Consider the following 14,955-nt stretch of genomic DNA (forward strand, 5'->3'; position numbering starts at 1 on the left):
AATGCGAGTGTCCTTTTTAGGGATACCCGCATTTTAAAATTACTTGTTAAATACTTCTTTAATCTGATCCAAAGCCCATGTTAGTTCTTTTTTAGTAATAATAAGTGGAGGAGCGAATCGAATGACATTTTCATGTGTTTCTTTGCATAAAAGCCCTTTTTCCTTTAAAGCTTCGCAGTACGGGCGAGCTGCTTCAGTTAGTTCAACTCCAATAAATAGGCCTTTTCCTCGGACTTCCTTAATAACTGGATTCTTAATATTTTTCAATTCACCCATCAAATAATTACCGAGCTCTAGTGAGCGTTCAGCTAATCTTTCATCTTCAATAACATCCAATGAAGCTGAAGACACGGCACACGCTAAAGGATTTCCTCCAAATGTGGAACCGTGTGAACCGGGGTTAAATACACCAAGAATCTTCTTATTTGCAACAACACAGGAAATAGGGAAGACTCCGCCGCCTAAAGCTTTTCCTAATATGAAGATATCAGGTGAGACATTTTCCCAGTCACAAGCGAACATTTTTCCTGTCCGTGCTAAGCCTGCTTGAATTTCATCTGCAATATAAAGCACATTATTTTCTTTACAAACTTCATAGGCTTCTTTTAAAAAACCTTCAGGAGGAATAACAATACCCGCTTCACCTTGAACCGGTTCAAATAAAAATCCAGCAGTATTTTCATTAATCGCATTTTTTAGTGCGTCAATATCACCATAAGGAATAATTTTAATACCTGGCAGCATGGGGCCAAACCCACGTTTATATTCATTTTCTGATGACAGAGATACAGCGGTCATCGTTCTGCCATGAAAATTACCTTCACATGCAATGATTTCTGCTTTGTTCTCGGCAACCCCTTTTACATCGTAAGCCCAGCGTCTTGCTGCTTTAATCGCTGTTTCTACAGCTTCTGCACCAGTGTTCATTGGCAGTGCCATATCTTTATTCGTTAATTTACAAATTTTTTCATACCAAGGCCCAAGTTGATCATTATGAAATGCTCGTGATGTTAAGGTTACTGCATCTGCTTGCTTTTTTAATGCTTCTATAATTCTTGGATGGCGATGTCCCTGATTAAGAGCAGAGTAAGAACTTAGCATATCCATATACCGATTGCCTTCAGGGTCTTCTATCCAAACACCCTTGGCATGTGAAACGACGACAGGAAGCGGATGATAATTTTTTGCGCCGTATTCCTGAGTTTGATCAATGATTTGTTGACTTATTTGTGACATACGATCCCTCCCATAAAATACATTCAACTAAAGTATAACAGTTTTTATTAAATTTTCCGATGAAGTGAAATGTAAAGAATGTTCAAAGATAATTCATATGTATTCCCATTATTTACATGATATGATATCGTTAAGATGTAGTTGGACTTTCAAGGAAGAAAGAGGAGGTACAAATATGGCACATATGCATATTACATCATGGGTACTTGCATTTATTCTAATCATTCTTGTTGCAATGTTTTACAAACAAGGGAAAGTAAAACCGGGAAAAATACTTCATATGATCTTACGCTTAGATTATTTATTTATTCTGTATACCGGAGGAAGTCTGCTAGGTGATTATTTTTCCTCAACGATTGGGCACACTGGCGAAGTAATTATAAAAGTGATTGCCGGATTATGGGTTATTATGGCAATGGAAATGATAGGGGTAAAACTTAGTAAAGATAAAAGTGCAAAGGGCTGGGTAATTCAATTAGTTATTGCAGCAATTATTGCAATAGCTCTAGGATTCGGTCGCCTGCCATTAGGTGTATTACCATAGAATGAAAAAGACGAAGAACTGTTCCATTCGGGCAGTTCTTTTTTGATGAAAAGGAAATATGAAGTATTTTCAACAAAATAGCGTTTTTTATTGACTATTATTGTGTAAAGTTAATAATAGGAAATGAACAATAAGAAATTCGGGGGAACTTATATGAAAAAAGTCGTACTCATTCTGTTAGCTGTACCATTTTTATTAATAGGAGCTAAGCCAATTATGGCAGAAAATGAGGCAGGGTTACAGGAAGAAATCATTTATAATATACTTGTCGACCGTTACAATAACGGGGATAATACATTGAATGGGCAAGTTAGTGTCGATGACCCATATGCGTATCATGGCGGGGATATTAAAGGAATTATTGATAAATTGGACGAAATCCAAGAGCATGGTTTTACAGCGATTACCCTTTCTCCAATTATGGAAAATGCAGATAATGGCTATCATGGTTATTGGATTGAAGATTATTATAATGTTGAACAGCAATTTGGCACAATGGAAGATGTTCAAACACTTGTAGAAGAAGCACATAAAAGAGATATGAAAGTTATATTGGAATTTGTAACAAATTATGTTGCGGACTCTCATGAAATTATCAGTGACCCGGATAAAGCAGATTGGCTGAAAGAAAATAAACTAGAAATCCAGGAAGAGACAAAGTGGCTGGAGCATGCCGCTGTTTTAAATCAAGAGAATCCAGCTGTCAGGGAATATTTGTTTGATGCTGCAGCGTTTTGGATAAATGAGACAGACATTGATGGTTTTAAATTACATGCCGCAGATATGGCTTCAGATGAGTTTTTAAAGAAATTTACTTCATCGTTGAAAGAGATAAATCCTGACTTTTATATACTTGCAGATGTGATGCAGGATAATCAAAGGATAAAAGAATTAAAAAACATTCCTGCTATTGATGCAGTAGATAATCAAAAAGTGCGGAAGGAATTAAATGAAGTATTTGATCAATCTGGTCAAGGCCTAGCCCCGCTAAATCAGCATTTGGAAGAAAAAAATAATACGCTTGATTTGCTCTCTGTTGATAATAAAAATACAAAGCGATTTTCTCAAGCTGTTGCTGAAAATGGACGTAAAGCATCTACTGTTTGGCAATTGGCATTAACTTACATGTATACTACTCCAGGGGTCCCCAGCATTTACCAAGGCTCTGAAATTCCGATGTATGGGGAAGGGGTTCCTGAAAGTCAAATGATGGTTTTATTTAATAGCGGGGAACAAGACATACCGGAATTCCTTGGACGTATTTCATCAATTCGAACTGAATTTCCCGCTTTAGTGCATGGTGATTATGAAGAAGTAGGGTCTAGTGGTGCGATGAGTGTCTTTAAACGCACGTATAAAGATGAAACATTATATGTTGCAATTAATAATGATAGCGAGTCGCGTTCTGTTTCAGTAACTGATATTGATTCAGGTTTGCAATTAAAAGGGTTGCTTGGTGATAATCTTGTTAGAGAAAAGGAAAACGGAGAATTTAAAATAGGCATTCCTCGCGAAACAGCAGAAATATATGTCGTAGAAGAAGATACGGGCATTAATTGGTTATTTATTGCCTTTATTCTTGGAGTTTTTTTCCTATTTATCTTCGCCGTTATCTACCTAAGTCGTAAACAGAAAAAAAGAAACTGACCTTATAAAAGTACCCGATCAAGTAGGCTTTTCTAAAAAGATCTCTTGATCGGGTACTTTTCTGATCAAGCTATCCATTTCCAATCGTTCCGCCATTCACATGAATAACTTGACCAGCTACATAAGTTGAGTTATTACTAGGCAAGTACACAAAAGCCGGAGCGAGTTCTTTCGGTTCACCTGGTCTATGCATCGGAGAGTCGTGACCGAATTTGATCAGATACCGAGAAAAAAGTCTTTCATTAAAGGTAATGAGCATCTAATCTATAGACACCCAAAAAAGTAGCATATGAAAATCTTTGCAATTGTCACATGCTACTTTAATTTATTAAAAGCAGCCCCACATAAAGAGATCCCATTGTCTTATAAAAAGGCTGTTACATTAGAAAGTCCCATAATCGTGTGCTGATTTCGCTCCTTGCTTTTGCAAATAATAATAAATGGTTTGGTAATGCTTGATGTCTATTTCACCTGCTATGTATTTTTTTTGATAATAATCTAATAAATGATTGATCGATTCCGGTTGTTGGTTCCGGTCTCGTTCATAGGTGCTAAATAATTCATTTATTTGCATGTTGGACCTCCTCTTATATAGTTATACCTTAGGGTTTGTCTATATATATGAAAGAGAAAAGGGATTCATGCGTGTTTTTTATTTATATGGCTTATTTAAGAAAAATAGTGCAATCGTTCCCGGGCCGGAGTGAGCGCCAATGACAGCTCCGACCATTTCAATAATAACTTCTTTTACATTGAATTTTTCCTTAATCAATGAAGCCAGCTGCTCTGCTCGTTCTAAATCATCACCGTGGCTTATTCCGATTACCTGATTTTCAAAATTTGCACCTCGTTTTTCCATTACTTCCAACATACGTTTTAATACTTTTTTAGATCCCCTAATTTTTTCCAAAGGGATTAACTTTCCATCATCGACATGTAATAAAGGCTTTATTTTTAAAAGTGATCCTACAAAGGCAGCCGTCCTACTGACCCGACCTCCCCGGTGTAAATACTCTAAATCATCAACTGTAAAAATGTGTTCCATATGTTGTGCGTGATCCGTTGCTGCATGAATAATTTCATTTAGTTGTGCTCCCTCTTTTGCCAGTTTTGCAACATGCAGAACGACTAATCCATATCCAAGCGAAGCACATTTCGTATCAAGAACATGAATTGGTGCATCTGGATATTCTTCCTTTATTTCTTGTTCTATCATTTTAGCGGTTTGATATGTACCTGATAACTGAGAAGAGAACGCTAAATATACCAATGGTTGATTTGTTTGCGCATATGATGTAAAAATAGTTTTAAAGGTTTGTGGCGAAACTTGGGATGTTTTTGCATGCCCCCCGTTTCTCAGCGCGTCATACACTGTTTTTGGTGTTATTTCAATACTATCTTTATAGTCATTTCCGTTTATATGAACGGTTAATGGTACCATTTCAATGTCAAATCCGTTATAATAGTGTTCCGACAAATCACATGCTGAATCAGCAAGAATTTTAATTGTCATTTCTTCACCTTCATTCATCTAAAATAATGCTTGAACCTACATATTTAGTTTATAGTTAGATGGTAAGATAGTCAAAATATATATCATTAATATTTTAAATAATGTAACAAATAATGTTTAGAAATTTTTAGAAAGGTAAGTAGAGGAGAGAGAGGAAGGTTTTTTTATGTTTTTCATGGAGGCAAAACGTATCGCGATCGTGATCGTTGGTTCGCTGCTTGTAGCAGTATCACTTAATTTCTTTTTAATTAATGCCAATGTATATGCGAGTGGATTTACCGGTGCTGCTCAGTTAGCATCTAGCGTATTTAAAGATTTTTTAAATTTAAAGGTTACGACAGGGACATTATTATTTCTATTTAATATCCCGGTGTTTGTATTAGGTTGGTTTAAAGTGGGAAAAGGCTTTACCATTTATAGCGCAATTTCCGTTGTGTTTGCTACGATATTTTTAGAAATATTGCCTGTGGTATCTTTAACGGACGATATTATCTTGAATGCAGTGGCAGGTGGAGTTATTGGCGGTGCTGGTGTAGGAATTTCATTAAAATTAGGTGCTTCAACAGGTGGAATGGATATCATTGCAATGATACTATCACGTTTGCAAGATAAGCCTATAGGGATGTATTTTTTGATCCTTAATGGCATTATTATTGCGCTAGCTGGTATTTTGTATGAACCTGAAAATGCCTTGTATACAATGCTCACATTATATATCACTACGTTAGTGATTGATGCTATCCATACACGTCATGAAAAGGTAACAGCTATGATTATTACGCACAAAGCGGAAGAATTACAAAATGCTATCCATCAGAAAATGGTACGGGGGATTACAATATTACCTGCAAAAGGGGCATATAGAAAAGAAGATAAGAATATGCTATATCTTGTTATCACACGCTATGAATTATACGATTTGGAACAAATTATCACTGACGTAGATCCCGAAGCATTCACAAACATTGTACAAACAGCAGGCGTCTTTGGATTCTTTAGAAAAGAAGGAGAACAAATAAAAGCAGATTAAAATGATCGATTAATAAAAAAAGGACAGCAAAGTAGCTGTCTTTTTATCATATAAGAAGGATATTGTTGCTTATTAAAATCCGTGTTTTGTAAATACTTCTTCTACTTTAGGTGTTAGATTATCCCACTCCGCATCAAATTGTTTATTTACAGTAATAAAATTTTGATAACCGAATACATTATCAACACCGTCAAGTTGCATCAAGTCGTTTAAAATATCATATTCACTTTTATCACCAGTCATAACAGAAATACTATCATTGCCTTCAAATATAAGTTTATCTGTTGTAAATTTCAGTGCATTTGGATTTGGTGTTGTTTCAGCACGAACTCCCATTATCTCTTTCCTCCTTACTTTACATACTTAGCTTTATAGTAGCAGAAATAAGCAAAGGAGAAAAGGAATAAACCTTAAAAAAACCAGTCTCACTTTTAGTAAGACTGGTTACTTGTAGGGCGTAAACTCTGTTTCATCGCATTAATGAAGTAGTAATTACGATACAAGCTTTGTATGACTTATATTAGCCTAAGTGATTTTGGTCTTTGAGCTGTTGCTCAAGTTGTTGTAATTGCTGTTTTTCTTCAGGAGTTGCATTATTATATGCTGCTTGGATAGCGTTTTGTGCAGCTTGTTTGTCTGCTTGATTATTATTTTGATTCCCTTGCAAATTAGTTGTTAAGTTGGCAATAGCATCCTTTGCTTGTTGAAACAAATTATTATTGTTGCCCAACTAAAACCCTCCTATAGTGTGGTTATCTACTTCTTCGTTTTTTCGTTCTACATCAGATAGGCGAGAACGATAAGGAAACCTCTCAGCATGCTTTTTTACCGAATCAGCACTTTGATGGCTAAAACGTTTTGATTTGCTTCGCTTTCCCACCGCAAACTCCTCCTTCGTGAAAAACGGCAAACTGTATTTTTTATACTTTTCTCCAAGATAAACATGTTACTGTTAAAAAGTATAAACAGAAAGTGAACGCTTCATCTGCGTTCACTTCTAGTATGACTCGGGATGTTCATTAATATAGAAGGAAAATGCCGGTAATTAGACAGTTTTTAATTGAAGTTTTAAATACGCTTCCAGAAATAAACCGATGCCATCTTGCTCATTCGTTTTTGTTACATAATTAGCAATGGTTTTAAGCTCATCAATAGCATTCCCCATTGCAACTCCAACTCCTGCATAGTCAATCATTTCCAAATCATTATCCTCATCACCAAATGCAATGATCCGCTCTTTGGGAATGTTAAAATAATGGGCTATTTTTTGTAATCCAACCGCTTTGTTCATTCCTTTTTTTACAATTTCAATGATATTTAAAGGGGCACCCCACTTGCGGTGCTCGATCAACTCTGCATGAAAGTCATTTAAATGGTTACGTAATTCCTGGATATGTTTTTCGTTTGGATGTATAAGTAATGATGTTGGATCATCTGTAAGTTCACGCTTTAAACGTCCAATCGTAAATGGAGATTGCACTTGATTAGACTGGAAGATTTTAATAAGATTTTCATCATATTGATCAAGGTATACATTATCTTGAACTTCTGCTAAAATATTTCGAACATTCAGCTGATAGCAGGCATCAACAATTTTTAGGGCCGTTCTATTAGGCATCGGGTTATGAAGTGCACCCCATTTATCATCACGCGGATGATGAATGAATGCTCCATTGAAATTTACCATTGGTGTATTGAGTCCCAATGTATGGTAGTAAGGAATGCTCGACCGATGAGGTCTTCCTGTTGCAATAACAACAATATGACCTTCTTCCATTGCTTTAAGGACGATTTGCTTTGTTTGACTGCTAATTTCTTTCTTATCTGTTAAAAGTGTTCCATCTAAATCAAGAGCAATCAAATGTTGTTTATTTTCCAATGATTTCACCTCGTTTGAACTATAGTGTATAAGTGATTGAACAATATGTAAAGGATTATATTATCCACAATTTGCAAATAGTACTAAAAAAATACTATGATGTAAGATATAAAAATTTATTGGGGGATTAGGATATGATAGGTGTATATAAAGAAAGCATTAATAACATACCAACGTTAGTTGTTGCAGATACAGAAAAAACAAATGAAGCTTTGCCTGTTATTGTATATTATCATGGTTTTACAAGTGCGAAAGAACATAACCTGCCTCTAGCTTATCTATTAGCTGAAGAAGGATACCGCGTCGTTCTCCCTGATAGTATTTATCACGGGGAGAGAGAGTTAGAAGTAACTCCACAGCAGCGAAAAATTTCTTTTTGGGACATCGTAATGAAAAATGTTCAAGAGTTCCAGGACATTAGTAATTATTATGAAAAACAAAACCTCCTATTAAATCAACGTATTGGTGTTGCGGGTACAAGCATGGGAGGGATTACAACAACCGCAGCTCTTACCCAGTACCCGCAAATTAAGGTTTCGGCAGTATTAATGGGATCCCCTAAAATTACTACATATGCACAAACATTAGTAGAAAGCATTCAAAAAGTCGGTGATTTACCTTTGACGGATGAAATGATTGATCAATTGTATGTTCAACTAAAAACGTATGATTTATCTCTCAGACCAGAAAAGTTAAATAACCGTCCGCTCCTGTTTTGGCATGGAGAAGAGGATCCGGTGGTTCCTTTTGACCATTCTTACACATTTTATGAAGACGTACAATCACAGTATCAAGATCAAAACAAGATTCAGTTTATTAAGGAAGCAAATCGCGGTCATAAAGTGAGCAGATATGCGGTACTCGAGACAGTAAAATGGTTTAAAATGCATTTATAAAGTGATGTAAATCATTTTAAAAAAACATGAAATATGTTTAAATATAACTATAAGATTAAGAGGAGGTAAAACCGATGGATGAAGCTCTTAAGGAAAATTTGCTCGGAGCTCTTGAAAACGTAATTGATCCTGAAATAGGCATAGATATTGTGAACTTGGGATTAGTCTATGACGTTGATTTAGATGACGAAGGCTTATGCACAGTTACAATGACGCTTACGTCAATGGGATGCCCACTAGCAGGACATATTGAACAAGATGTCCGCCGAGCGCTTTCAGATATTCCAGAAATAAAAGAAATTAAAGTGGATATTGTTTGGGATCCACCATGGGGCAAAGATAAAATGTCTCGTTACGCTAAAATTGCATTAGGTATACCAGATTAATCATTAGGGTTGGTTGATTCATACAATGGATCAGCCTTTTTCTTTAAATTATCTATGTTGACTTATAAAAACATGAGGGCTGTTTATGCAAGGTAAAATTACATTTCCAATCTTCCAAATTGTTGGTTATAAAAACGCTGGTAAAACAACTTTAATAAAAAAATTGATTCAATATTTTTCAAAAGAAGGAATCCGGGTAGGTACATTGAAACATCATGGACATGGTGGAGAGCCAGCTTTTGTAAAGGATACGGACAGCTATGAACATTTAGAAGCAGGGTCTATCATAAGTGCAGTGCAAGGGGAAAAGATGCTTCAGGTAACGGTAAATAAGACAGAGGAACTTAAATTTGATGAAATATTAAAGCTCTACACATTTTTACCGTTGGATTTACTGCTCATTGAAGGGTATAAAAATGAAAAATATCCTAAAATAGTCCTCCTTCGGGATCAAGCAGATGCACAATTATTAAGTACCGTTTCAAATATCAAAGCGGTGGGGACATGGGATACTGAAAAACTTCATTCTACAAATTATCTTCATTTTTCAATCCAACATATTGATACCGTGTTGCCTGATTTAGCGAAGATGATTAAATATAAGTAGTGAAGAGGGAGGAAATGATGGAGAAGAATTTTTGGTTAACGAGCGAACCAATTGAAATAAATGATGTTATTTCAAAAGTGGTCCGTCCAGAGGCAGGTGCGATCAATACATTTATTGGGACGGTCCGAGAGTTTACGAAAGATAAACGTACATTATATTTAGAATACCAAGCTTATGTTCCAATGGCAGAAAAAAAGCTTCAAGAAATTGCTGAGGAAATTGAAGTGAAATGGAAAGACACAAAAACTGCAATCGCTCATCGGACAGGTCGCCTTGAAATTTCAGAAGTGGCTGTTGCCATTGCTGTATCTACTCCTCACCGAAAGGATGCCTTTGAAGCAAGCAGATATGCGATTGAACGGATTAAGGAAATCGTCCCTATTTGGAAAAAAGAGCATTGGGAAGACGGAGCATTATGGATTGGTGATCAAAAAGAAACGAAATCATATAAAGAACAGCTTCCAACGAAGGAGGAATGAAGTGATGGTTGATGTACTTCTTTTTGCTGAGCTGCAAGAAAAAGCCGGAAGTGAAAAATTATCAATAGAAGCAGACGGTGTTACAGTAAAAGAGTTAAAAAAGCAATTATTATCCACATATGATTTAGACAATATTAATCATGCAATGATCGCGGTTAATGAAGAATATGCAAATGAGGCTACTGTTCTTGCAAAGGGAGATGTTGTTGCATTTATTCCACCAGTAAGTGGGGGATAGTGATTTGATTAGCGGAAAAAGAAACATGGGTTTTTCCGCTTTTTACATTCATCTAAGATAACTTAAAATAACGCTTTTTCCAATGCACCTGTGTCCAAAACAAGATAGCCATTCTTGTCGATGGAAATAAGCCGTTTCTTCTTAAGTTGAGCCATTGTCCGGCTTATTGTTTCCCGACTTGATCCGATCATATTTGCAAGTTCCCGGTTTGTGAATGGAGTTGTTATATATGTTTTACCTTCCTTATCTTTTTTTCCATATATATTTCCCAGCCGTAATAAAAGGAAAATAATTTGTTCGTATGTATTGTGCAAACTTTTTTCTTCTAACCGACTTTGCAAATCTTTTCAATGAATGAAAGGAAGTATAGGACGAAGATTAATGCTCCAGAAATAGAAGGAAGAATTCGTCATCTATATATCTTTGAGGAATTCGATCGATTAAATGCGGGGGAATTTATCGAACTTTCCAATGACCACGACCCAAAACCACTCTTTCATCTGTTTATGGTAGAGCGCGAAGGGATATTTACCTGGGAATATCTTCAAGAAGGTCCATTACTGTGGCAGGTAGCTATTGGTAAAAAATAAGGGTCTGACCTTGGTTCGATCAGCCCCTTTTGAAAACTATAAAAACAAAATGACAAGAATACCTACAATAAAGCAGTAAAAGGAAAAATACTTTAATTTACCTTTCTCCATAATATTAATAAACCACTTTAAAGCGTAAAATGTTGCAATAATGGATGCAATAAAAGCTAATATATAAGGTATCATTAATACATTAAAATTAGGATCATTCACGATGTCACCGATCGAAAGCATTGTAACCCCAAGACTAACTGGTATATATAGCAAAAAAGAAAAGCGTAGAGCTGTTTTCTTTTTCAAGCCAACTAACATAGCGGCAACAATTGTAGCTCCTGAGCGGCTGATACCTGGAACTAATGCAACAGATTGCGCTAAGCCAATGATAACTGCATCTTTTATTGTTATCTCATCATCCTCTTTTACTCCCTGCAGATTGCGTATGATCCAGAGTGCTACACCGGTGATTAACAGTGTAACCCCTACAACTGCCACTCCACTTAATTTACTGCTAATGTAATCTTCAAGTAACAATCCAATAATCCCTGTTGGAATCGTAGCGGCAACTAAAAATAATACAAATCGGAAATCGGATTTAGCATCCGCCTTCTGTTTAAATATGTATCGTAAACTGTTCTGAATCAAACGAATAATATCTTCTCGATAAACAATTAAGACAGCGATTAGTGAGCCAAAGTTCACCAAAATTTCAAAGGAAAGCCCTTTAATTTCAATCCCGAACAATTCTCGAAGTATTACAAGATGTCCACTTGATGAAACAGGAATTGGCTCTGTGACACCTTGGAAAACACCTAAAAATGCATACTTGATTAGCAACCAAAACTCTGAAATATTTTCCATAAGATGATATCCTCCATCGATAAAACGTTAATCAAAAGCGTCTTCCATTATATCATAAATAATACAAATATAATTTTATTTTTCCATTACAAATAAGTCACCTTCTTATAGGCTTTTGAATAGTCTGAATGGTGAGGAGGTTGAAGAAATGCATTTGAAAAATGATCACGGGCATAAATATGAAATGTGTAAGAAGCATATGCATTCCTATGTGTTAGTAGAAACAAGCGATGGATCGACATTAGACGGGATTATTACGGGGTTGGATGATGAATATGTTTACCTCGCTATACCAATCGAACATGGCCATTCATCAGTTCCGTCTCAGCATTATCCTATGCATCGTCAATTTGGATACGGATATCCAGGATATGGCGGTTATGGCCACTACGGATATCGACCACGTTTTAGAAGATTAGTTTTACCTTTAGCTGCATTAACCGCCTTAAGTATTTTACCTTGGTATTAATCTACTTGCCGATAACATAACAACCCTTGCTCTTTTGTAGAAGGCAAGGGTTGTTATACATAAAAAAACAAAGCTTATGAACTCGAATGTAAGCCTTGTTTTTTATCTTTAATGTTCGCTATCTTCTTTTAATAATCCTCCACCTAAAACATAAACGGCTAATGTGAGGATGATTGCCAGTACAATTGTATGCGTTAGGTTGAATGGATCACCGGCCATGCTAGCAAGTACGTAAGAGATAGCACCACTTATTAGCAATGCCCAAATAAATGACATAATGAATTGCATGATATACACCTCGTTTTCTTACACTTTATACTACGTTAAGTTTACCAAAATAATTTATAAAATAAAAGGATTTCTTTTTTCATTGAGAATATGATAGAAGTATAGAAAGGAGTATTATATGTCTTATACCGTTATGAATTGTTTTCATTGGATCGGTTTTCATATTGTGAATTATTTACTAGAAACAGGTCATCATGTTGAAGGAGTGGATGATTTATCGTCCAATAAGAAAGAACATTTAGCAATGTTTTTGGGAAGAAATAGTTCATTTACACGAACTTCCAAAGATAAGCCAATTCAAAATGAGTCAGTCATTTTTTTGGGAGAAAACAATTTTTATCAAGATATCGAGGCGAAGCAAATTTTAAATATAACCAAAAGGGGAGCAAGCAAAACCCCTCCGGCCAATATAATTACTATTCATCCCCCTTTGCTTTTTGGAGAATGGATGCCAATGGATGAAAAGGGGATATATGATAAAGAACAACGGATTCTTTTTGAATCAAGCTATTTTTTAACAGAAGCTGTGTACATTAAAGATTTTATTTCTAGTATGTTTCGGATTCATCATTTAGTAAATATTCCGTCTGTATTAGATATGTATTCGCAAAATTCAATTGAAAATAAAACTGAAAAACTTGAAAATAAAATTTTTATTCGTGAAATTAAATCTACAAGGAAAAGCGTAGATCATGTTTTAAATCATTATCGCCAATTTAAAAACTTCTATGAATGAGCGTATTCTCTTCTAGCAGGATTGGAATGGATAGGATGAGAAGATAGGATGAGAAGTTTACTGATAATTGTATTTTATTTGTGATTATGATCATCTCTGCCTGTTCAGACTACTCCGGTAACCATCATCTTCAACATATTGATATGCTCATGGAAAATGCCGCTGACGATCGTGCGTGGGAAAAAATGCCTATTAGGGATTGCTTGATATCGGTGATAAGTACAATGTTGAGGAACATTTGATTTTCAAGAGGGGATGATAACTTGAGGTAGGTTTAGTCCAGCAATTCCGAAATAATTTCAGCAAGAAGTAAAAGATACAATTGCTGTATATGAAAAGTGGCCATTTACCAAGTCGTTCCAGAGAATGATAGGCGCTACAGAATTTGTTTTCTTATTTGAACTTGCAACAAGGAGAAGAATGATTTAAAATTAGTACCAAGTCATAACAATTGCTAATAATTTACTATAGGTCAAATTTAAATTTAAAATCTTACGATATGAGGAGATGGAGTCATGAACGTTGGTGTATTAGGAACTGGTCATTACTTACCAGCCAATGTGTTAACAAATAAAGATTTAGAAAAAATGGTAGATACAAATGATGAATGGATCAAAACTAGAACAGGAATAGAAGAAAGAAGAATAGCAGAAGATGACATGGATTCTTCCGATATGGCTTTCAATGCTGCACAAAAAGCATTAGAAGATGCAAATTTACGTGCAGAAGATATTGATTTAATCTTAGTCGCGACTGTTACACCTGACACACCGTTTCCATCCGTAGCTTGCATGATCCAAGAAAAACTTGGAGCTAAACAAGCAGCTGCAATGGATATTAGTGCTGCTTGTTCAGGATTTATGTATGGAATGATTACTGCAAAACAATTTATTGAAACAAATGCATATAAGCATATATTAGTAGTTGGCGTAGATAAGCTCTCTAAAATTACGAATTGGACGGACCGTAACACATGTATTTTGCTTGGTGATGGTGCAGGGGCTGCTGTTATCGGCCAAGTATCAGAAGGAAAAGGAATACTATCCTTTGAATTAGGAGCAGATGGAACTGGTGGAGAACATTTATACCAAAATGATGAAGGTTATTTGGTAATGAATGGACCTGATGTTTTCAAGTTTGCTGTAAGACAAATGCCTGAATCAGCTGTTAGTGTTATCGAAAAAACAGGTTATAATAAAGAAGATGTTGATTACTTAATCCCGCATCAAGCAAATATTCGAATTATGGAAGCAGCGCGCAAACGTCTGGGAATTTCTGAGGAAAAAATGGCTACATCTGTTAAAAGTTATGGAAACAATTCAGCAGCATCCATTCCAATCGCTTTATCAGAGGCGGCAGAAGGCGGGAAAATAAAAGACAATGATTTAATTGTCTTAGTTGGCTTTGGCGGAGGTTTAACATGGGGAGCAGTTGCTTTACGCTGGGGGAAGTAATTTGACCGTTAAGTGATTAAAAACAAATGCCCAAATATGGAAATGGAGTAACTAGCTTGTTACTGATTTGCTGATGTTCGCACAAATCACTGAATGTAATAGGGA

At 35.7% G+C, this 14,955-nt stretch carries 21 protein-coding genes and 2 pseudogenes; 12 read left to right on the forward strand and 11 right to left on the reverse strand.

Going from position 1 to position 14,955, the window contains the following annotated elements:
- Window positions 1–39: 39 nt before the first annotated feature.
- Complete coding sequence (locus J2Z81_RS10905; RefSeq protein ID WP_226371349.1) at window positions 40–1,236, reverse strand: ornithine--oxo-acid transaminase; 1,197 nt, start codon at window positions 1,234–1,236, stop codon at window positions 40–42.
- Between the two features lie 175 nt (window positions 1,237–1,411).
- Here J2Z81_RS10905 and J2Z81_RS10910 point away from each other — a divergent pair, with 175 nt between their 5' ends.
- Window positions 1,412–1,780 (forward strand): YisL family protein, encoded by a 369-nt coding sequence (locus J2Z81_RS10910; protein ID WP_226371350.1) that lies wholly within the window; start codon window positions 1,412–1,414, stop codon window positions 1,778–1,780.
- A 153-nt stretch (window positions 1,781–1,933) separates the two neighbouring features.
- The gene (locus tag J2Z81_RS10915) at window positions 1,934–3,427 is read left to right on the forward strand and encodes an alpha-amylase family glycosyl hydrolase (protein WP_226371351.1); all 1,494 of its coding nucleotides are present in this window, start codon (window positions 1,934–1,936) and stop codon (window positions 3,425–3,427) included.
- A gap of 70 nt (window positions 3,428–3,497) precedes the next feature.
- Here J2Z81_RS10915 and J2Z81_RS10920 read toward each other — a convergent pair.
- The 3 genes and pseudogenes from J2Z81_RS10920 to J2Z81_RS10930 all read right to left on the reverse strand — a co-directional run.
- A pseudogene (locus J2Z81_RS10920) lies at window positions 3,498–3,641 on the reverse strand (SDR family oxidoreductase); the annotation flags it as partial.
- Between the two features lie 168 nt (window positions 3,642–3,809).
- A complete protein-coding gene (gene yppF / locus J2Z81_RS10925) occupies window positions 3,810–4,001 on the reverse strand; it encodes a YppF family protein (RefSeq protein WP_029267001.1) in 192 nt (63 codons plus the stop codon).
- Between the two features lie 78 nt (window positions 4,002–4,079).
- On the reverse strand, window positions 4,080–4,940 hold the full coding sequence (locus J2Z81_RS10930; RefSeq protein ID WP_226371352.1) for a DegV family protein: 861 nt from the start codon (window positions 4,938–4,940) through the stop codon (window positions 4,080–4,082).
- 166 nt (window positions 4,941–5,106) lie between these two features.
- On the opposite strand from J2Z81_RS10930, the gene J2Z81_RS10935 reads away from it, so the two are divergent.
- Entirely contained in the window at window positions 5,107–5,970 is an 864-nt protein-coding gene (locus J2Z81_RS10935) for a YitT family protein (protein ID WP_029267005.1), read from the forward strand.
- Between the two features lie 72 nt (window positions 5,971–6,042).
- Here J2Z81_RS10935 and J2Z81_RS10940 read toward each other — a convergent pair whose 3' ends face one another.
- The 4 genes from J2Z81_RS10940 to J2Z81_RS10955 all read right to left on the reverse strand — a co-directional run bounded on the left by J2Z81_RS10940 (window position 6,043) and on the right by J2Z81_RS10955 (window position 7,849).
- Window positions 6,043–6,306 (reverse strand): NifU N-terminal domain-containing protein, encoded by a 264-nt coding sequence (locus J2Z81_RS10940; protein WP_029268002.1) that lies wholly within the window; start codon window positions 6,304–6,306, stop codon window positions 6,043–6,045.
- A 184-nt stretch (window positions 6,307–6,490) separates the two neighbouring features.
- On the reverse strand, window positions 6,491–6,700 hold the full coding sequence (locus tag J2Z81_RS10945) for a DUF3813 family protein (protein WP_029268000.1): 210 nt from the start codon (window positions 6,698–6,700) through the stop codon (window positions 6,491–6,493).
- Window positions 6,701–6,850: a hypothetical protein gene (locus J2Z81_RS10950; RefSeq protein ID WP_198020913.1), complete on the reverse strand. Its 150-nt coding sequence runs from the start codon at window positions 6,848–6,850 to the stop codon at window positions 6,701–6,703. It abuts the gene before it with no gap.
- 165 nt (window positions 6,851–7,015) lie between these two features.
- Entirely contained in the window at window positions 7,016–7,849 is an 834-nt protein-coding gene (locus J2Z81_RS10955) for a Cof-type HAD-IIB family hydrolase (RefSeq protein WP_029267998.1), read from the reverse strand.
- A 134-nt stretch (window positions 7,850–7,983) separates the two neighbouring features.
- On the opposite strand from J2Z81_RS10955, the gene J2Z81_RS10960 reads away from it, so the two are divergent.
- The 5 genes from J2Z81_RS10960 (at window position 7,984) to moaD (ending at window position 10,455) form a co-directional block, all read left to right on the forward strand.
- A complete protein-coding gene (locus J2Z81_RS10960; protein ID WP_029267995.1) occupies window positions 7,984–8,745 on the forward strand; it encodes an alpha/beta fold hydrolase in 762 nt (253 codons plus the stop codon).
- Between the two features lie 74 nt (window positions 8,746–8,819).
- The gene (locus J2Z81_RS10965) at window positions 8,820–9,131 is read left to right on the forward strand and encodes a metal-sulfur cluster assembly factor (RefSeq protein WP_029267993.1); all 312 of its coding nucleotides are present in this window, start codon (window positions 8,820–8,822) and stop codon (window positions 9,129–9,131) included.
- A gap of 85 nt (window positions 9,132–9,216) precedes the next feature.
- Window positions 9,217–9,738: a molybdopterin-guanine dinucleotide biosynthesis protein B gene (mobB, locus tag J2Z81_RS10970; protein ID WP_226371353.1), complete on the forward strand. Its 522-nt coding sequence runs from the start codon at window positions 9,217–9,219 to the stop codon at window positions 9,736–9,738.
- A 14-nt stretch (window positions 9,739–9,752) separates the two neighbouring features.
- Window positions 9,753–10,217 carry a molybdenum cofactor biosynthesis protein MoaE gene (locus J2Z81_RS10975; protein ID WP_029267989.1) on the forward strand — a complete coding sequence of 155 codons (465 nt, stop codon included), beginning with the start codon at window positions 9,753–9,755 and terminating at the stop codon, window positions 10,215–10,217.
- A gap of 4 nt (window positions 10,218–10,221) precedes the next feature.
- On the forward strand, window positions 10,222–10,455 hold the full coding sequence (gene moaD / locus J2Z81_RS10980; RefSeq protein ID WP_029267987.1) for a molybdopterin converting factor subunit 1: 234 nt from the start codon (window positions 10,222–10,224) through the stop codon (window positions 10,453–10,455).
- Between the two features lie 62 nt (window positions 10,456–10,517).
- On the opposite strand, the pseudogene J2Z81_RS10985 reads toward moaD, so the two are convergent.
- A pseudogene (locus J2Z81_RS10985) lies at window positions 10,518–10,799 on the reverse strand (Crp/Fnr family transcriptional regulator); the annotation flags it as partial.
- Between the two features lie 6 nt (window positions 10,800–10,805).
- Between J2Z81_RS10985 and J2Z81_RS10990 the strand changes: the two are divergent.
- The gene (locus J2Z81_RS10990; RefSeq protein ID WP_226371355.1) at window positions 10,806–11,045 is read left to right on the forward strand and encodes a DUF2249 domain-containing protein; all 240 of its coding nucleotides are present in this window, start codon (window positions 10,806–10,808) and stop codon (window positions 11,043–11,045) included.
- Window positions 11,046–11,081: 36 nt separating this feature from the next.
- On the opposite strand, the gene J2Z81_RS10995 is transcribed toward J2Z81_RS10990, so the two are convergent.
- Window positions 11,082–11,903, reverse strand: a complete 822-nt coding sequence (locus J2Z81_RS10995) for an undecaprenyl-diphosphate phosphatase (RefSeq protein WP_226981332.1) — start codon at window positions 11,901–11,903, stop codon at window positions 11,082–11,084.
- Between the two features lie 148 nt (window positions 11,904–12,051).
- Between J2Z81_RS10995 and J2Z81_RS11000 the strand changes: the two genes are divergently transcribed.
- Window positions 12,052–12,372, forward strand: coding sequence for a hypothetical protein (locus tag J2Z81_RS11000; protein WP_029267980.1), 321 nt, complete (start codon window positions 12,052–12,054; stop codon window positions 12,370–12,372).
- Between the two features lie 108 nt (window positions 12,373–12,480).
- On the opposite strand, the gene J2Z81_RS11005 is transcribed toward J2Z81_RS11000, so the two are convergent.
- Window positions 12,481–12,660, reverse strand: a complete 180-nt coding sequence (locus J2Z81_RS11005; RefSeq protein ID WP_029267977.1) for a DUF2929 family protein — start codon at window positions 12,658–12,660, stop codon at window positions 12,481–12,483.
- A 118-nt stretch (window positions 12,661–12,778) separates the two neighbouring features.
- On the opposite strand from J2Z81_RS11005, the gene J2Z81_RS11010 reads away from it, so the two are divergent.
- Together J2Z81_RS11010 and J2Z81_RS11015 are read left to right on the forward strand one after the other, a co-directional pair.
- Window positions 12,779–13,396, forward strand: a complete 618-nt coding sequence (locus J2Z81_RS11010) for a hypothetical protein (protein WP_226371356.1) — start codon at window positions 12,779–12,781, stop codon at window positions 13,394–13,396.
- Between the two features lie 515 nt (window positions 13,397–13,911).
- Entirely contained in the window at window positions 13,912–14,850 is a 939-nt protein-coding gene (locus J2Z81_RS11015; RefSeq protein ID WP_029267973.1) for a beta-ketoacyl-ACP synthase III, read from the forward strand.
- The last annotated feature ends 105 nt before the right edge of the window (window positions 14,851–14,955 follow it).

Origin of the sequence: Virgibacillus alimentarius (assembly GCF_017874635.1) — a bacterium.
Taxonomy (GTDB): domain Bacteria; phylum Bacillota; class Bacilli; order Bacillales; family Amphibacillaceae; genus Virgibacillus_B; species Virgibacillus_B alimentarius.